This is a genomic window from Bacteroidota bacterium (assembly GCA_018816945.1).
Lineage (GTDB): Bacteria > Bacteroidota > Bacteroidia > Bacteroidales.
Genome location: JAHIVC010000025.1, coordinates 48,300 through 68,501, shown reverse-complemented (window position 1 = coordinate 68,501; position 20,202 = coordinate 48,300). Strand labels below are relative to the sequence as shown.

At 35.4% G+C, this 20,202-nt stretch carries 12 protein-coding genes; 3 read left to right on the top strand and 9 right to left on the bottom strand.

Going from position 1 to position 20,202, the window contains the following annotated elements:
- Together KKG99_05000 and KKG99_04995 are read right to left on the bottom strand one after the other, a co-directional pair.
- Nucleotides 1–2,514: a TonB-dependent receptor gene (locus KKG99_05000; protein MBU1012341.1), complete on the bottom strand. Its 2,514-nt coding sequence runs from the start codon at nt 2,512–2,514 to the stop codon at nt 1–3.
- A 156-nt stretch (nt 2,515–2,670) separates the two neighbouring features.
- Complete coding sequence (locus KKG99_04995) at nt 2,671–5,331, bottom strand: hypothetical protein (GenBank protein ID MBU1012340.1); 2,661 nt, start codon at nt 5,329–5,331, stop codon at nt 2,671–2,673.
- 148 nt (nt 5,332–5,479) lie between these two features.
- On the opposite strand from KKG99_04995, the gene KKG99_04990 reads away from it, so the two are divergent.
- Nucleotides 5,480–6,346: a hypothetical protein gene (locus tag KKG99_04990; GenBank protein ID MBU1012339.1), complete on the top strand. Its 867-nt coding sequence runs from the start codon at nt 5,480–5,482 to the stop codon at nt 6,344–6,346.
- Nucleotides 6,347–6,392: 46 nt separating this feature from the next.
- On the opposite strand, the gene KKG99_04985 is transcribed toward KKG99_04990, so the two are convergent.
- The 7 genes from KKG99_04985 to KKG99_04955 form a co-directional block, all read right to left on the bottom strand.
- A complete protein-coding gene (locus KKG99_04985; protein ID MBU1012338.1) occupies nt 6,393–7,064 on the bottom strand; it encodes an NAD(P)H-dependent oxidoreductase in 672 nt (223 codons plus the stop codon).
- Nucleotides 6,997–7,596 carry an NAD(P)H-dependent oxidoreductase gene (locus KKG99_04980; protein MBU1012337.1) on the bottom strand — a complete coding sequence of 200 codons (600 nt, stop codon included), beginning with the start codon at nt 7,594–7,596 and terminating at the stop codon, nt 6,997–6,999. Before KKG99_04980 ends, KKG99_04985 begins: the two co-directional genes overlap by 68 nt.
- A 248-nt stretch (nt 7,597–7,844) precedes the next feature.
- A complete protein-coding gene (locus KKG99_04975; GenBank protein ID MBU1012336.1) occupies nt 7,845–9,620 on the bottom strand; it encodes a hypothetical protein in 1,776 nt (591 codons plus the stop codon).
- Between the two features lie 28 nt (nt 9,621–9,648).
- Entirely contained in the window at nt 9,649–10,128 is a 480-nt protein-coding gene (locus KKG99_04970) for a T9SS type A sorting domain-containing protein (protein MBU1012335.1), read from the bottom strand.
- A gap of 140 nt (nt 10,129–10,268) precedes the next feature.
- Complete coding sequence (locus KKG99_04965) at nt 10,269–12,365, bottom strand: S9 family peptidase (GenBank protein MBU1012334.1); 2,097 nt, start codon at nt 12,363–12,365, stop codon at nt 10,269–10,271.
- 83 nt (nt 12,366–12,448) lie between these two features.
- A complete protein-coding gene (locus KKG99_04960) occupies nt 12,449–13,804 on the bottom strand; it encodes a GHKL domain-containing protein (protein MBU1012333.1) in 1,356 nt (451 codons plus the stop codon).
- Nucleotides 13,794–15,149: a sigma-54 dependent transcriptional regulator gene (locus KKG99_04955; GenBank protein ID MBU1012332.1), complete on the bottom strand. Its 1,356-nt coding sequence runs from the start codon at nt 15,147–15,149 to the stop codon at nt 13,794–13,796. Before KKG99_04955 ends, KKG99_04960 begins: the two co-directional genes overlap by 11 nt.
- Before the next feature lie 273 nt (nt 15,150–15,422).
- Here KKG99_04955 and KKG99_04950 point away from each other — a divergent pair, with 273 nt between their 5' ends.
- Both KKG99_04950 and KKG99_04945 read left to right on the top strand, forming a co-directional pair.
- Nucleotides 15,423–17,810 (top strand): ABC transporter permease, encoded by a 2,388-nt coding sequence (locus tag KKG99_04950; GenBank protein MBU1012331.1) that lies wholly within the window; start codon nt 15,423–15,425, stop codon nt 17,808–17,810.
- 1 nt (nt 17,811) lies between these two features.
- Nucleotides 17,812–20,202, top strand: coding sequence for an ABC transporter permease (locus tag KKG99_04945; GenBank protein MBU1012330.1), 2,391 nt, complete (start codon nt 17,812–17,814; stop codon nt 20,200–20,202).

Here is a 20,202-nt window from a genome sequence, read left to right as displayed (position 1 = left end):
TTAAAAATCCCAACTTACTTTAAATCCAAAAGTTCTCGGTTGTGAGGGGACAAAAGTTGGAATTCCAAACATACTTCCTGAATTTCCGGCACCTATTAAATATTGCTCATTTAATAAGTTATGAGAGAATAAAGTGAAGGTTAGTGAGGGTTTTAAAAATTTTGCTCCAATCGATAAATTTAATATTGCGTATGCATCTTGCTCTATGCCTTCATTGTTTGCATCTTCAAAAAAGAAATGCGATTTATAAGAGAAAGACGGTGTGGTAAATAAAAGGATTTCATCATTCAAGGGAGTTTGGTATTTCATGCTTAAATTAAAACTATGATCCGGGGTTAAACGGAATTGATTTTCTGCATATTCCTGTTCATTTCCATCCTTATCTTTTTTATTGTATCGGGCATGGGTGAATGCATAATTTCCAAAAAGTTTAAAATGTTCAGTTATGCTGTACTGGAAAGAGGTTTCAAGTCCATAGGTAGTTGCTTTTCCCCCATCCTTAATTATATAGGCAAAATTTCCGCTTACCGGGTCGGCAACCCAGGCATTGGTTTGGAAATTATGATAGTCATAATAATAAATAGCAGCATCAAAAATGAATTGATTGTTTATGACTGTTTTGTAACCAAAATCAAAACTGTTCACGATTTCAGCGTCCAAAATTTCAGAACTTCCATCCGACTGATATTGGATGACATTCGGTCTTCGGCCTTTGGCGTAGGACACAAAAAGGTTTGAATTTTCGTTCAACTTATAACTGGCAACTAATCTTCCGGTGAATCCAATAAAATTTGAAGAAGTTGATTGTAAAGCAGATGGTTTGAAAAATAAGTTCGGATAATTTCCGGTTAACATTCCTAATGTTGATTGAGAACCGGCTGTAAACGATGCTTGGTTACTTACATTTGAGTGGTCAAAAACGATTCTTAAACCACCACTCAGTCTAAATCTCGGACTGATATCCATACTTCCATCCGAAAATAATTCAAAAGCCCTGTTTTCGGCAGAAGTGAAATTTTCTTCCTCGTGATGTGCTGGTAATGGCATACCGCCTAGTGGTCCAAGTCTTGGATCCAAAGGCAAAGCTGAAAGAATATAGGGTTGCCCGTTTGGCATGATCATATAACTTGGGTCAAAGAAGAGATGAACCATATGTGTTTCGTTTGGTGAAAACCAATAAGTTTGATCCGTATTTTCACGGAAATAGTTCAAACCGCTGAAACCGTTAAATTTGTTTCCAAGCCTATAATTTAATCTTACTTCCTGACTTAATTGATTTGCATTAATGGTGCCCGACATGTCGATTGCAGCGGCAGCCGAACCATCGCCGTCAAATCGTTCAAATGATTTATTAGTTTGATAAGATGTGATGCTTGTTAAAAATAAGTTCTCGTTAAAATAGTGCCGGAAGTTTAAAATGAAATTTACCAAATCTTTGTTGGTTTTTAATTCTTCACCTTTATCCAAAGATGCTTCATATGAGAATATATCTTTAATACCATTGGTATTTGGGTACATCCCGCTCATAAAAGCTACTCCGGGTGCTCTGTCTTGTTGGAAATTAAAAATAAAATCGAGTTTGGTTTTAGCAGTTGGTAAATATCTCGTTGAAAATCGAACTCCCTTTGTGTCCTTTCCATTCAATGTTCCTCCGAAGGTGTTTTTAACATATCCGTCCTGTTTGTTGTAAACTGCTGCAATACGGGTATTCAATTTGTTTTTTATGATGGGTAAATTAACGGCGGCATTGAAATCTGTTTGTGAGTAACTTCCAATTCCACCCGAGATATAGCCTCCGAAATCATTGTCAGGCATTTTTGTAAGGAAATGAACGGCCCCAATTTGAGCACCTCTGCCAAATGTAGATCCTTGAGGGCCTTTTAAAACTTCAATCCGATCCATATCGTAAAATTCCAATACACCACCGCTCGCCTGAGTTATAGGTACATTGTTAAAGAACAAAGAAACCCTGGGCTGCGCATTTGGGCTAACTTCATCACTTGTTAATCCACGTATAACAAAATTGGGATGCTGACTGCTTTGAACCCTGATGTTTAACCCGGGAACCAAACTTGAAAAATCTTCCAAATTCTGAATGTTTAAATCCGAAATAGTTTGATTGCTTATAGCACTGATGCTAATTGGAACGTCCTGGATTTGTTGTTCGCGTTTTTGAGCCGAAACAACTACTCCCTGAAGGTTATGAATGCTTTCTTCTAAAATAATATTTAGGGTGTTCAACCCCTTGTTTGTGTTAAATTCTATTGTTTGCGGAGCAAATCCTGTATACGAAATATCAATCGTTTGTATGCCAGTTAAAAGGTTGGCTAACGAATATTCACCAACTGCATTCGTAATAGTTCCTAATTGATTTTGATTCAGATAAATGTGCACTCCTGCAAGAACTTGCATTTTTTTATCTGTTACTTTTCCTTTTAAAACAGATGTTTTTTGTGAAAATGTAATTACACAGGTTGCCATAAAAATAAGCAACAATAATTCTTTTTTGATCATACTTTCATTTTTACGCAAAATTGAGGATTCTTGGAAAGAAATTCAATTTAAGCACTGATAAATTAATGTTAAACTACGGTGCTAGCTATAATATTTGGTAAGGCAAAAGTAAAACCTTCAATCGAATTATCAAATAAAAATAAATGAGATCATAGGTTATTTATATGTATGCCCAATTGGCCAGATTGGAGCTGATTTAACAATGGCTTCATGTGTAAATTCCTGACGGCTGGTTTTAAATTTGACCAAATAATTTCCCATCTTGAAATCCCTGCCAAACCATATTGTTTTGTGCAGTCCGGCAGTATGGTCAATTTTAAGTTCTTTGACAGATTTCCCCATCGCATCATAAATCTCGATTGTTGCTTCCTGATCATCATTTTTGAGATAATAATAAATCACCATCCCATTCTCTTCATTTTCAGTAAAAGCGTGCGAATCGCCGGATAATACATAATTGCCCCAATAGGCTCGTTCAGAATAATTCCTTTCAGGTTTTGTTTCAATTTCAAACAGGTAAGCTTCCTGATTTAATATATTATTATCCAGTTGCTGTAATAACGATACATCCATGATGAATGCACCACGACCATAAGTCCCAACTATTAAGTCGTTTTCTCTGGGTTGTACTTTTAGATCTTTAACAGCAACAACAGGCATATTACTTCTTAGGCTTTGCCAATTTTCTCCTCCATTAAAAGAAATAAAAACTCCTTCATCATTTCCGGCATAAAGTAAATCCTGTTTCTGTGGATCTTCGCTGATGACATTTACAGGTGCATTCGAAATTCCGTTGGTGATTTTTGTCCAGCTTTGCCCGAAATCAGTTGTTTTAAAAATCATTGGAGTGAAATCATCATTTCTGAATCCCGATTTGCAAACATAAGCTATGGCAGCATCATGCTGTGAACTAAGCACTCTGCTTACCCAATAATCTTTAGGTCCACCTACTTTGCTGATTTTATCAGTCATTTCTTCCCAATTTTTTCCATTATTTCGCGTAAGGTGAATCCGCCCATCATCTGTTCCAACCCAGATCACCCCGGCTTGAACAGGTGATTCTGAAATGCTGGTAATGGTACAATACATCATGTGTCCTTTTCCGGCAATTTTTTTAGCATCATTAGTGGTTAAATCAGGACTGATTTCTTCCCAATGTTCGCCCTGATCTGTTGAACGAAGCAACATCTGGCCCCCTGTATAAATTGTTTTTGAATTGAACTGTGAAATTTCCAAAGCAGGCGTCCATGGAAATCGATATGGAGCATTACCTTCTGCTGCTTTTGGTTGAATATCAACCCTTTCGCCTCTTTCCTGATCGATTCGTAAATGTCCGCCAAACTGAGTTGTTGAGTAAGCCCAACGGTTATCGTTGGGGTCAACCCTAGTATACATACCATCCCACATACCCACAATATTCCAGGCTTCAACGCCAACCCTTCCCGACCATCCATTCGAAGGGCCTTTCCATGCTTCATGATCCTGTAATCCCAGATAGATATTATATGGTTCGGCATCATCTGTTTCAACATTGTAAATTTCGCCCAAAGGGATGTGATATTTATGGTTAACGGTCAAACCTCCATCGAAAGTTTCGTAAAGCCCGCCATCACTACCAAACATCATGTGGCGTCCATCTTTCGGATTAACCCAAAATGTTCGATAATCACCAAACATATTCTTAAATAATTCACCACCTCCCCACTGGCAATTGGGCCAGGTTCTTCCTCCATCACGCGAATAAAGTAAGCCATCGCTGCTAACAAAAATCTGATCCGGATTATCTGGATTTACTATTATTTTATTGAAAGAATAAGCAGCCTTAGCACTAACATTGCAGCTATCGGTATTCATTTTTTGCCATTTTATTCCATTGTCATTTGATCGGTATACTTCTCCACCGATCATTTGATCAAAATAGGGGTCACGTAAAGCATTCATTTCAACATTCTCATCGACGATAATGCCGGGTTTAGGATTTAAATTTTCAACAACAGCATAAACAATTTCAGGTTGATTATAACAAAGTGCCAGCCCGATTCTTCCTAATTTGCCTGAAGGCAGGTCTGTTGTTAACTTTATCCAATGATCGCCACCATCAATACTTTTATAAATAGCTGAATTTTCTCCTCCTGCTTCATAGTGCCAGGGATAACGGTATTTTTCGTAGGCAGCAGCATACAAAATTTTTGGGTTTTTAGGATTGATAATCAGGTCGATCACCCCTGTATTTTTGTCAATAAATAAGGTTTTTTTCCATGTTTTACCTCCATCGCTGGTTTTGAAAACCCCACGTTCATCGTTAGATGTGAATAAATGCCCCATGGCGGCTACCCAAACAATGTTTGGATTTGTAGGATGAATGATTAAAGTAGAAATATGCTGAGTATCTTCTAATCCCATAAAATCCCAATTTTTTCCACCATTCACAGATTTGAAAACACCTTTGCCTGCGTGCGTACTTCTGGCACAATAAGCCTCGCCTGTCCCAACCCAAACATGATCAGGATTGGATGAAGAAACAGCAACAGCACCAATACTGCTTACCCCAACCGAATCGAAAACCTGGAAAAAAGTGGTACCATTATTAATTGTTTTCCAAACTCCACCATAACGGCCCGTGACGTAATAAGTATATTTATGGACCGGATTATTTGTTTGAGGGATTGCAATTGAAGAGATCCATGCACCGGTTCGGTGTGGGCCCAGGTTTCGGTATTCCATTAAACTTAAATCTTCCTTATTTAAGGTTTGGGCGTTAGAGCTGCCAATGATTAATAGAAAGAATAAACTGAGTATGCTGGATGTGTATTTCATGATTTGGCCAATTATAAGTTGAATGACAAATATAACATTTCATTTTTCAAAATTTAAATATTGAATGCTAATCATTGTTATTTTTATTATAAGCAAGAATATCATAATTTTATAACCTTGTATATTAACAACAAAAAAAGAATTTAAAATGCAAAAACTAATTAATCTTATACTGTTCCAAGTATTTTTACTGATCCTCGTTTCATGTGCCAAAGGGCCAATTTATCAAAGTGCATATCAAAATAAAGAATTTAAATTGAATGAATTAAATCAGGATTGGACCGGTGGAACCTTGACGACCTCGGAGCAAGGTATGGTTTATGGGTTAAGCAATGATGAAAACTATCTATATGTAAAGTTGAAAGTGGTGGATGAAAGAAACCAACGGAAAATTTTAATGAACGGACTAGTATTATGGTTCGATACTGAAGGGAAAGCAAAGAAAAAGTTGGGATATGTTTTCCCCTTATCAAATGAAAAGGCAAGACTGGAGATTAATGCGATAACATCGGGTGGGAAGGATGTGGAATTGAGAGAAAAATTGGAAATGCTTCATCTGGAAACCGAAAAGGTTAACAGTCGTTTTATGAAGGGAGACGAAGCTATTAATGTGATTTCTGAAGATGGCAAAGTTGATGAAACCTTTCCAAGTCATCAAAGCAAGGAAGGAGTGAATATGATGATTTATATTGATACTTATCACATTCTCTATTATGAAGCAAGAATTCCTCTCAATAAAATATTTGGAGTGGATTATTCTTCTGTAATTACAAAAAAATCAGCCTTTAGTTATGGCTTTGAACTTGGAGAGGCCCAGCTTGGTGTGAACTATTATAATTATTTAATTAACCCAAACGCAATGCGAAATGCTCAAATGAGTAGAGGTTATGGGATATCCGGTAATCCTAATTTGATGACAGGAACAGGATCGGAAGCGCAAAAGTATGGTGTTATGAAAGTAAGGCAAAGAACTGTTCAAATATGGGTAAAACAAGCTCGTTTGAGCAACAAGTAGAATTGATAGTGAATCAATTAATCTTGAGAATAAGATTCTAAGATAATTATAATTCTTCGCAGAGATAAGGGCGATCGAAACGCAAAGCAAAGGCCTCATTCTTCTTAAGTTGCTGATTCCAATAAAAATCATTTAAGCCTGTTTTCATCAAAAGTTTGTATATACTTAAGTTGGTTTTCGACAACTTATAAGGTTTTGCAAGTTCTTCACAAATCTTGGCGTCGAACTGTCCTTTTTGTCCGAATATTTCTCCTAATTCGTAAAACTGATTGAATAATTTCTTTGTCATCCAACCTGGCATTATCTGTATGCCTTCAACTCCCCCTTTTATAACAGTACCAAGATATTCAGCTCCAAATCGATTTGTTAAATTGTGAAGATAGCGTTCAATGAAAATAGAGTGGTGTGCCTCAGGAAATCCCGATTGAACAACAAATCCAATTTTTTTCTCCTCGAAAACCTTAGTATTTTCAAGCGATTCGATAAATAACTTTACCCTTCCGGGCATTGAGTCAGCATATAAAGGGAAAATAATAATGATATATTCAGAATCCCTGATCTGATCCATATGCTCATGGATTTTGGCTACTGCCGACAAATATCCAAGACTATAATTATTAGTTCTGGTTTTTGTAAACCCTTCAATAAATTTATCCATTAACAGCTTCGAGTTGCTCTTTAGCTTTCTCGGAGATCCGTTCAAAATTGCAAGCTTCATAAATTATTTCCTCAAATTGATAACCATAGGTGGTTGAAAACAAAACTTCCGACCTGAAATTCAGGGCAAACCTTTTAAAAATATCTTGATTAATCTTAATGTCGTCATCTGTAGTATCTATTTCGCGCAACATAAGTAAAGATAATTTTGGGTATTTATCGTATCTTTTTTTATGATGGAATTCCCCTTCAACGATATCGATGGTTGGCAGCAGAAGTGGGATAATTCTTTCCTGAATTTTTTTCATTTCTGTGCAAATAAACCCCATCTTTAATGGACTCAGGAAAATAACATGATCAGCGTTAATAACAGCCTGATGAATATACTGCATTTCATCTTTGATGGTGCATTTCCCGGGAGTTTTTACCCAACAATCCCAGCATCCGATACAAAAATTGATATTCAATTCTCGAATATTTATTCTTTGAGTATGATCACCATGATTTTTAAAGATTTGCGCTGTTCTTATAACCATGTTCTCCGAAACAATATCGGCTTTATCAGGATTACAATCGATGAGTAATGTTTTCATTAAAATAAATTTTGATTACAAAAATATATTGATTTTATTATTTGATGAAGCAAAATTATAATAGGGATACCGGAATTTAAAATGAAAATCGGTGAATAGAGGTTATAGAGTGGTAAATTGCAAATCGTCTAGGTAATATTTTTATTCAGATAATATAATATCGATTAAAACTTAGCTCAATTAAAATATGGTTTTTTTAGAAAATTAATCAGGATGACACTTATAAAGAAGTCATCCTCATTTTGGATTTATTTTTCTTTGATTATTTTCTCCAACCTTTCTTCTAAGGTTTTTATTCGTTGCTCCATTTGAATAATTAAAGATTTCTCTGAATCCTTGTTTGGTGGTGGAAAATCATTTGACACTGGAGAATTCCCATCAATACTCCCGGGTGCAACTTTAGGCAATGGATCAATTTTATTTGTTTCATTTGTTTTTAGAAGCATACCACCGTCTGTTCCACCGGTTGGGAAAAACATTAGAGACAGAACCACATCCCCAATTAAAAATTTTGATTCGGTAAATGGTTTATCGGCACAAACATAAACCGTAAAATTTTGAGCACTATTGATTGTATATATTTTTGATATTGACCAACTGGTATATTGATCTGACGAATCGGCACATTGATAGTCGCTTACAATTCTTAAATTGTGAAAATCAGGGGTTTCCCAACTGGACGTAGGTGAAACAGTTGGATGCGGCCAAAACCAAATTCTTACCAGGTCTTCTTCTTTGCTTTCCCAGTCGCAATAACCACTGGCATGGGCAAAAATAATGCCTGGACCCGGGCAGTTAATTGTAACCTCACGCATAATTTGGGCTTCATAAAGGTTGAGCCCGGGAATCATACCTTCATGAAAATAAACAGATAGGTTACCCTGAGCATAAGCGATTTTTGGCCTAACATTTGAAAGCCCGCTTCCATCTCCCGTCATGGCTCCACTTCCATCAACTTTAAAAACGCTGGTGCCATTGTTTTTAGTAATATTTAAGCTACTGGTATTATCATCGGTATTTAATGCTATTGTTTTTTGATTGGTTGAATTGGCTAGGTCAGGAGCATTGGTAAGGCTTGAGTAATTTTTATTGTTCCAATTCGCTGTATCAGTTCCTGTAATACCACTCGATAATATTTTAACGAATCCTCCATTTTCTAAAAATAAAGTATCATTGCTAATTGTTAATGTTTGTAATTCGTTTGTAGAACTTACATCCCCATCATCTGCAATTTTTTGGTAACCACCTGCATTCGTAGTATACCAAAACCAAAGTGCTTTCCATCTGACAATATCATCTGCTGTTATCCCGGCACTGGGGTGAGCAATAAAAGTGGGGTCATGCTCTACAAAATTATCCAGTTTACTGTTCCAGTATGCCGTATCATTGGCTGTTAACCCTTTTGCAATAGAAGCGGCGAATTCAGGATCAGTTTCCAAAAAAGAATCTAGTTTATTGGTCCATGCATCCAGATCTGCTTGTGTAATTTTTGAGGCTACAGAAGCATCAAATAATGGATCAGATTCGGAATAACTCTCCAGCTTATTAGTCCAATTATCGATTTGAGTTTGGGTAATATTTGCGATTGGAGATGCAGAAAACAAGGGGTCAGCCTCTGTATAGTTTTCAGTAGTTATCGCAGTTTCTGATGTTTTTGCATGCAAAGCATATGGCACGCTTAATAATTGACTGGTTCCAAATTCAAACCCATCAATAATAATTTTAATAAAATAGGGTCCGTTTGCCCAATCAATCAGCGCAAAATTTGATGGGTTTTGCGAACCAATAGTTAGGTTTACCAATCCAAAAGTATTAGATGTTATATTGTGGATTTCTGTGAAGACAGTTATTCCATCTGCACTGCCTTGTAAAATTGAAATTTCCATGCTAATACTGGCATTGGCATTCACATTTCCTGTCGCATCACGGATGATGGCTTGATATTTAAAACCATCAGAGGACTGTGAGAAAATTAATGTGTTGATTAGCAAATTTACTAATGTGATAATCAAATATTTTTTCATTATTTTAGTTAATTGGTGTATATGCTGACTAATTGGTTTTTACGATCTTAAAGGTTTTAAGTTCTTTAAGTTCGTCGAAAATTTTTAGATAATAATTAGCTGGGATTAAAAAATTGAATGGAATTTGTGTTTCGTCAGAAATAATTTCTTTCATTAAAATCAACCTTCCATTCGCATCGTACAATATAAATTTTAATTTCCTCAGATTCTCTATGCCAATTTTAAGAATTACATAATTTTTCGTGGGATTGGGATAAGCCATTAATTCATAATCCAAACCTTTGATCTCACTGATGGCAGTAATGGTTATATTTGTTTGGCAAAAACCTTGGGTTAAGCATAAATCTCCATGAGCAATGGTTTGGATAATTACTTCTCCTATTGAAAAAGAAATGGAGCCTTGCCCATTTTCAGAGTAACCACCTCCTGTACTGATTACTTCTAGCTGTTGTGCGTTAATAAGAGAATAAAAACTAATGCAAAAAAGAAAAACTGCGATATTTTTCATTTTTAATTGGATTTGCTAGTTGCATTAATCAAATATAGCAAAATTAGTTTATGTAAATTAAGTATAAAACATGATGGAAAGTTAATAAATATTATTAAGAGTTAAATAAAAACGAGGCCGAAGCCTCGTTTTTATTATTATTATTTTAGCCATTTGTCGAGCCAATTAAAGTAGGTTCGTTGCCAAAGGATACCGTTTTGTGGTTTAAGTACCCAGTGGTTTTCGTCAGGGAAACTTAAAAACTCGGCCGGAATGCCTTTCAATATTGCAGCATTAAAAGCCATCATTCCTTGCGAATAATCAACCCGGTAATCTTTTTCGCCATGGATCACCAAAATAGGAGTATCCCATTTGTCAATGTATTTGTGCGGAGAATGGGCAAATGAATTCTGAGCTACCTTATTTTCCTTATCCCAGAATGGACCACCCATGTCAAAGTTTTCGAACCACATTTCTTCGGTTTCGAGATATTGTGCTTCTAGATTGAAAATACCATCGTGTGCTATAAAAGCTTTAAAACGTTTATCATGATTACCGGCAAGGTAAAAAACTGAATAACCACCATAGCTTGCACCAACGGCTCCAAGTTTGGTTTTATCAACAAATGGTTCTTTTGCCAGTGCATCGATTGCACTTAAATAATCATCCATATTCTGGCCGTGATAATCGGTGCTGATTTGTTCTTCCCATTCCTGTCCAAATCCGGCAACACCTCTTCGGTTTGGTGCAACTACAATGTAGTCGTTAGCTGCCATAATTTGATAGTTCCAACGGTACGACCATCCCTGGCTAAGAGCACCTTGGGGCCCACCTTTACAATAAAGCAAAGCAGGGTATTTTTTATTTGGATCGAAATGAGGCGGGTAAATTACCCAAACCAGCATTTGTTTGTTATCCGTAGTGGTTACCCATCTTTCTTCCACTTTACCCATGCTTAACTGTTCAAGTAACTCTTTGTTGATGAATGTTAATTGTTTGTCGCTTCCATTTGTCGGGTCGACTGAGAAAATCTCTGAAGGGTATGACATCGACATTTTGGTAGCGATTAATTGCTCGCCTATCGGAATAACTCCTTGATAATCCTGAACCCCATTGGTAAGTTGGGCGATTTTGTTTTCAGCAACATCCAGTCGATAAATTTGACCCTTTGCCTGCCAAACACTTGTAAAATAAATAGATTTTGAATCAGCCGACCATTCCAAACCTTCAGTATGTTGGTCGAAATTGGCCGTGTAATCTTTGCCGGTTCCTGTTGCGATATTGTAAATCCATAATCGAACTTTATCTGCTTCGTATCCATCGCGTTCCATACTTTCCCAGGCAATCATGGTCCCATCGGGTGAATAGATTGGAGATACATCATATCCCATCATTCCTTCAGAAATATTTATGGTTTTACCATTTTCCAAATTATAAAGATAAATGTCGGAATTGGTTGAAATTGCATAAGCCATCCCAACTTTTTTACGGCTGGTATAGGCAATCGTTTTACTATCAGGACTCCAGTTTATTTGTTCCATCCCACCGAAAGGAGCATTAGGCGATTCGTAAGGTTCACCCTTCATGATATCAATTGGATTACTTACAGTTGTCCCATCATAATCAGCTACAAAAACATGCGACAAAGCATCAACAAAATGATCCCAATGTCTGTACATCAAGTCGTTAAAAATCATTCCACTTGCTTTTGGTAAATCGGGATATTGATCGTGCACATCAGGAGTTACCTTAACATCCTGGATAAACAATATTTTAGATTGATCGGGGGCATACTTAAATCCATTCAGCCCGCCTTCAACATTGGAGATTTGAGTACGTTCGGTTCCATCCGGGTTCATCTCCCAAAGCTGGCTTGATCCAGATTCGGAAGAAAGAAATCCTATTTTTTTACCATCGGGTCGCCAGGTGCCTTCCTGTTCACTGAAATTAGTGTTGGTAATTTGTTTTAATTCTGAACCATCGGTCTTAATGGTGTAAAATTCTCCATTTCCTTTATTTTGAGGAATGTCGTAATAAGTTGTTTTGAATAGAATGGTTGAGTTATCAGGAGAAACTGTAACATTTCCTAAGCGTCCGAACGACCATAAAACTTCAGGAGTCATTAGATCGGATGTAAGTTTCAGATCCTTTTTTCCAATGTATGGCGCTTGGGCTTTTGTTTTATCAACAGTACTGGCTTGCTGACAAGCCGTAAACCCAAAGGCTGCCGCGAATAATAAGATGATTGTTTTTTTCATGATTTATTTTGATTTTATGATTTGTTTATGGTGCAATTTGCAAAATGGTTATCGCTAAGTTCCGAAAATTCTTTGAAACCAATTTAAAATTTTAAGATAAATGTTGTTCCCGATCCCAATTTTGATTGAACTGATATGCTGCCTTTGTGCATCAACATAATTTGACGGGAAAGGCTTAACCCAATTCCGGAACCTTCCTTTTTTGTAGTAAAGAATGGAATAAAAATCTGATCAAGCACTTCACTTTTAATGCCATAACCATTATCGCTAACGGACACGAAAACACTGTTTCCGGTTTTACTCGTATTAAATTCAATCTGTTTTGTGTCGTTATTCTTGATGGCTTCGATGGCATTTAGCAGTAAATTTATCAGCACCTGCTCAATCATTTCCGAATCGATATTAACAGATACTTCCTGCGTAATATTTGGTATCCGGATATTGATTTTTTGTTTCTGTAATTCAGGTTTCATCAGTGTTGCGATGTGGTTGATCAATCCATTAATGTTAACTTGGGAAAGCCGTGGTTTAGGTAGCTTGCTTAATTGTTTATAAGTAGTTACAAATTTCAGCAAGCCTTTACTTCGGCTTTCGATGGTTTCCAGACTATCGTAAATGTCTTCTGCTTCAGTGGCTGAAACATTGTTGATCGTTCTTCTTTTCCCATCTTTCGTTAATAACATTTTATTAATGGCTTCACTTAATGATGAAATTGGGGTCACTGAATTCATGATTTCGTGATTTAATATTCTGATCAGCTTTTGCCATGATTCAATCTCTTGATTATCTAAGACATCACCTAAGTTGTGTAATGAAACCATTTTGTAAATAATTTCTTTTAGCTTAAAAACGGAACAATGTAGATTCAGAGTGGTGATCTGATTATTAATGCTTACTTTGATAATCTCTTCGCAATCACCTTTAATTTCTTTTATGGCTTGAAATAAATTTACGTCAATGCGCTTAAGCTCGTCGATTGAAGTTAGTTTATTAAACTTTAAAAGGTTTTTGGTTGCCTGATTTACAAGTTCAATGTTGCCTGTTTCAGAATAGCAAATAATGGCTGATTTTGAGTGTTCAAAAACGGTAAGCAAATATTGATAATGCAGTTCTTTCTCGATCCGAACATTTTGAAATTCCCTGGTTATTTCGCGTAATGCCTGTTTGAGTTCTGAAAATGAGGTTGAGCCTTGTCCGGAATCTGCATACGTCGAAGAAAAATCTTTGTGTTTGATTGCCAATAAAAACTTTCCAATCTCGCGATTTGTCGATTCTACAAAGTAAATGAGCTCGATGAGTAAAATAATGATAAGGGAAAAACTTACCGCTGAAGTAACATACCACTTCTCCTGATTTAAAGATAAAATGAAAAGAAAGATCATGATTCCCAGAATGATTACCCTGAAAACGATTTTGATTCTGAAATTTTTAAAGATCATATTTGCTCATTTTACGGTAAAGGGTAGTCCTGCCCAATCCCAATGCCCTGGCTGTTTTTGTGAGGTTTCCTTTATTCTCTGATAAAGCATTCTGGATTGCATTTTTTTCAAGAACTTCAATGTTGAACGAGGAAGATTCAGTATTACTTGATTCAACGTTTAACCAAATATCCGAAGCTTTAATCAGGTTTGTATTACACATGATAATGGCGCGTGCAACCAAATGTTTTAGCTCACGGATATTTCCTGGCCACTGGTGTTTCATCAATTTCTGAATGGCATCTTCAGCGAAGCTGATATTGGATTTATTGTATTGAGTAAGATATTTCTCTGCGAAAAAATTGATCAGTAAAGGAATATCATCTCTGCGTTCTCTTAGGGGTGGCATTTCAATCTGAACCGTATTTATTCGATATAACAGGTCCTTTCTGAAGTTTTTTTCATCGTTCAATTCATTTAATGAAAGATTTGTTGCAGAAACCAATCTGATGTCAATTGGAATAGCTGTATTTGAACCTACCCTGTATATTTCGCGTTTTTCGAGAGCCGAAAGGAGTTTGGTTTGTTGGGCTAGATTAAGGTTGCCAATTTCATCTAAAAATAAGGTTCCGCCCGAAGCTATTTCGAACCGACCTTGTCTGTCCGCTTGTGCATCCGTGAATGCGCCTTTGCTGTGCCCGAACATTTCTGATTCGAATAAACTTGGAGTAATTGCCCCAATATCCAGATTTACAAATATTTGATTGTTTCTGTTCGAATATCGGTGTATTGCTCTGGCAACCAGTTCTTTTCCTGTACCATTTTCACCTAAAATTAAAATATTGGCATTGGTAGGAGCAACCTTTTTAACAATATCGAGCAAGTCCTTCATTACTTTAGATTTGCCAATAATCTCCTGATATGATTTATCTACCTCTTCTCTTAAAATATTTTGTTTTGATTTTAATGAGCGAATCTCATTTTTTGATTGGCTAAGTCGTAAGGCTGATCGGACGGTTGCCAATAGTTTTTCGTTATCCCATGGTTTTACTACAAAATCAATGGCCCCAATTTTCATGGCCTCTACGGCAAGGTTTAGCTCTCCATAGGCAGTTATCAAAATGACATTTGCCTGGGGATGAATTTTTAAAATTTCTTTGAGCCAATGAATCCCTTCAATCCCATTTGAGGTTCCGGTTGAATAATTCATATCCAGTAAAATCACATCAAATTCTTCCTTTCGTAAGATTTGTTGTAATTTAAAAGGATCACTTTCCGTACGGATCATTTCAAATTCATCCCTGAGAACAACTCTTGAAGTTAACAGAATATCTTTATCATCGTCGACAACTAGTAATTTGCCCATTTTAATGATGCCATTTATAAAGTGTTTTCAAAGATATAAAAATGATCGGTTTATGTTCAAATTAATTGTTCCGAAGTGAAACAATTTAGGAGTTTTTAATTTATTAAAAACAAGATAAGTAATAGAAAGAGAATATTTTATGAGTTGTGGTACGCTTGTTGAAATATTTGGATTAAATTGTATTGTCGAAAAAGATTTGACATTAACTTTTTATTCTAAAATATTTAGAAGTGCGCTAATGAATCCGGTTAAATCTTTAAAATGCGAATAATTATGAATAGTATGAAATTTATGATCCGTAATATCTTGAAGAACAAGGTTTCTTCGTTTATTAACATTTTAGGTTTATCCATTGGATTGGCTTCGGCCATTATCATATTTCTTTTTATAGAGTATGAACTTAGTTTTGATAATTTTTATAAAGACAAGGATGAAATTTATCGTATTACTGCCATCTCTAATCATGCTAGTGGAGTTGATACGGATGGAGCTACTACTTACCCTTTAGGTTATTCATTAAGGAATGATTTTCCCGACTACTTGATTAGTACACTTTACATGATGTCGGAGTTGGATGTTGTCATTGATAAGGATGTTTATAAAGAGAAAAACATTCTGTTTGTTGATTCTGTTTTCTTTAATATTTTTAGTTCTGATTGGATTATTGGCAGCCCTGAAATTCTCAAAAGTAATCCGGGAAATATAATTCTGACAAAATCTATTTCCCAAAAGTATTTTGGCAATGAAAATCCCTTAGGTAAGACTCTGACTTTTTCAAATGATCAGCATTTTCAGGTTGCAGGTTTAATACAGGATGCACCATTGAATTCAACCCTTAATTATAGCATTATTGCCTCAACTGAAATTCTGGATACCAAGATGGTAGGATTTAATTATGACAGCTGGGAGAATAGTATTTCGGGATTTGAGACCTATATGAAAATTCCGAAATCGGTTGAACCACTTGTCATTGAAAAACAAATAAATGATATCATTAAATCAAATTATGCTACCGGTGATAACAAGGCAACAAATACCTATTATCAATTTCAGGCTTTAAATCAGATTCATCTTTCACCTGAATTCGAAGATATTCCGAATACCTATACTACTTCAAAAGCCAGCCTGTGGATTTACGGCTTCATTGGGTTACTCATACTATGTATTGCAAGTATCAATTATATTAACCTTTCAACAGCTCAGGGATTAAAAAGATCAAAAGAAGTCGGGATAAGAAAAGTTCTTGGATCCAGCAGATCGCAATTAAGCATGCTCTTTGTCAAGGAGAATTCAGTTGTCTTATTACTTTCACTTGTATTCTCGGTCATCGTTGTTGAAATTGTACTTCCTTATGTGAATAATTTTATGGGAAATAACCTGAATTTGAGTATTTACCAAAGTCGCTATTTTGTCATCTTTTTGTTTTTGGTTTACTTGCTTGTTGATGTGATGATTGCGTTATACCCTTCTTTGGTGATGTCAGGATTTATGCCTATCAAGGCATTGAAAGGTAATTTGAGAACTAATAAGAACAAGGGTTTTAATCTTCGGAATTCTCTCTTGGTCTTTCAATTTATTATTTCCATTACATTAATTATTTCAACTCTGGTCATAAAAAAACAAATCAATTATATCAATAATAAGGATTTGGGCTTTGAAGTGAAAGGGATTTTTAATTTCTTATTACCTGACAGTGATGAGAATAAAATTAAATCGATGAAAGATTATCTCCTGACCCAACCCGGGATCGTGAATTTTACTTTTGGAATTGGTGCCCCTTCATCCACCTCAAATTTCAGAACTTCTTTCAAAGTAGAAGGGGATGAAGCGAAGCATTATATGAACCTGAAACTGGCAGATGCTGAATATTATAAAACTTTTAAATTGGATTTAATTGCCGGAGAGTGGTACTCTGAACGGGTAGCAGGAGATTCTACATACAAGATGGTAGTAAATGAAAAGCTTTACAAAACACACGGGTTTAAAAGTCCTGAAGATGCATTGAATAAAAAAATACCATTTGGTGGCAATGAAGCTAGTATTTGTGGCGTGATAAAAGATTTTCATATCTATTCATTAAGAAGTGAAATAGAGCCAACTGCTTTTCTTAGCATTCCACAATATTACCTGGGGATGTTTGTAACAATTGATGAAAGTAGAACAAAAGAAACCATTGAAAATATTGAAAATAAGCTAAAAGATTTGTATCCCTCTAATTCAATTGAGTATAAAAGTATGAAAGAAAGCCTGAATGAAATGTATACCGAAGACAATAAGATTTCAATGATCATTACGGTGCTTTCTATGCTGGCAATTGTGATTGCTTCTTTGGGGCTTTTTGGACTTGTTTCATTTATGATGGTTCAAAGGATTAAAGAAATTGGCATAAGGAAGGTATTGGGTGCCTCAGTGACTCAGATAGCTATGGTGCTTACAAAAACTTATTTTAAATTAATCATTATCGCTGGTTTGATTGCAGTACCATTGGGCTGGTATTTTATGAATCATTGGTTGAATGGTTTCTCATACCGTATTGAAATTGGTATTTGGGTATATATGATTGCAATACTCCTGGTAATTTCAGTAGCGATGATCACCATTATGTTTCAGATTATAAAAACTGGGAGAATGAATCCGGTGACTGCTTTAAAATACGAATAATATGAAAAAAATCAGTATCAAGTATATTCTACGTAATATTTGGAAGAATAAAACCTCTTCATTTATTAATGTTTTAGGTTTATCAATTGGCTTAGCGAGCTCAATAATTGTTTTTCTCTTTATTGAGTTTGAACTTAGTTTTGATAATTATTATAAAAATAAAGATCAAATTTATAGGATAACCAGAACGATAAGTCATGCAAGCAGCACTAATCGAAATGGGGCTACTTCGTTTCCAATGGCATATTCACTAAGAAATGATTTTCCTGATTTTGATTTCACTTCAATTTATATGTCTGGTAGTCAGGATATATTATCTAACGAAAAAATTTTCAGAGAAAGGAATATTTTGTTTGTGGATTCGGTTTTCTTTAGCGTTTTTGATCTTCAGTTCATTGTGGGAAGTCCGGAAGTTATTCTTGAACACCCACAAAATATTGCAATTACTAAATCCGTTGCCGAAAAATACTTTGGTAGTGAAGACCCGATTGGCAAAATAATCACTTTTTCTCCGAATATTAATTATCAAATTGTTGGCTTGATAAAGGACCAACCTCTAAACTCAACCCTTGACTTTTCAATGATCCTTTCTGTTGAAAATTTAAATGCTGAAACCCTCGGATTTGAATATGATAGTTGGAGTAATACTATTTCAGGATTTGAATGTTATGTGAAAATTGGAGAGAATGTTAATCTGGATGAATTTGAAACCAGAATGAATGAAGTAATTAGGAAATACCGAAATGATGAATATGAAACTACACATTTTAATTTTCAGCTATTAAGCAAAATGCATCTCGAGCCGGATTATCAAAATTTACCAAATACCTATACTACCTCTGAAACGAGTTTATGGATTTATGCTTTTATTGGTATTTTAATTATTGCTATAGCCGGAATTAACTTCATTAATCTATCAATGGCTCAAGGGTTGAAAAGAGCAAAGGAGGTGGGGGTTCGAAAAGTTTTAGGTGCTTCTAAATCACAGCTAAGTTTCCTGTTTATTAAAGAGAATGCAATGATCTCAATTATTGCATTGGTTGTTGCGGTAATAATAGTTGAAGTTGTATTGCCATATATCAACATTTTTCTTGGGAATAACCATCAATTGAGTATCTATAATAGTTCCTATTTTATTATTTATTTTGTTGCTGTTTACGTCATTGTTAATATTATTATCGCCTTGTATCCATCTTTTGTTATGTCGCGGTTTACACCGATAAAAGCTCTAAAAGGTAAATTGTCAAATTCGAAACAAGTGATATTTAGTCTAAGAAATATCTTGCTAGTATTCCAGTTTACGGTTTCAATTGCTTTAATTATTGCAACTATTGTTATAAAAATGCAAATCAGTTATGTAAATCATAAAGATTTAGGATTTCAGATTGATAATGTAATTAAGTTTTCATTGCCCGAGAACGATTCTTCAAGTGTACAATCTTTAAGGCAGTTTTTAGAAACGATGCCTGGGGTGCAACACTTCGGATTTGGGATTGGTTCACCATCATCTTCTCGTAATTTTACAACAGCGTTTACAGTAGAAGGCGAGGATGAAAGCATTAACCGGCTTTTGAACTTCAAACCTGCAGATGCTGGATATTCAGAAGTATTTAATCTTAATTTACTGGCAGGTAAATGGTTTGATGAAAGAACCAAAGGCGACTCTATTTTTAGAGTAGTTGTCAACGAGAAGCTTTATAAAATTTATGGGTTTAAGAATCCTGAAGATGCAATAAACAAAAGAATTTCGTTTAGTGGCACTACCGGAATCATTTGTGGAGTTGTTAAAGATTTCCATACTTACTCTTTACATTTAGAAATTGATCCCTTGGTATTTGCGAGTCATCCAAGGTTTTATGGGAACATGTTTGTGAAAGTTGAACCCAGCAGACTTAAGGAAACCATTACACAAATTAACCAAAAAATGTCCGATTTGTACCCAAGCTATTTTATCGAATCAATGAGTGTTAAAGAAGAGCTCAAAGAGATGTACTCAGAAGCAGATAAGGCGGCGATTATCATTACCTCCTTATCTGCTTTGGCTATAATTATTGCAACATTAGGTCTTTTTGGCATCGTTTCAATTGCATTGGTTCAAAAAGTCAAGGAAATAGGAATCAGAAAAGTATTAGGTGCCGAGTTACATCAGATTGCGATTTCTCTGACGCACATATATATAAAGTTAATTTTGGCTGCCAGTTTAATTGCCATTCCTCTGGGTTGGTATTTTATGAGTAAATGGCTTGATGGATTTTCGTACCGAATAGAAATTGGTATTTGGATTTTTATTCTGGCATCTTTCATTGCCTTCTTTGTTGCATTACTAACAATTATATTTCAGGTTGTTAAAACGAGTAGGATGAACCCTGTAAATGCTTTAAAATACGAATAA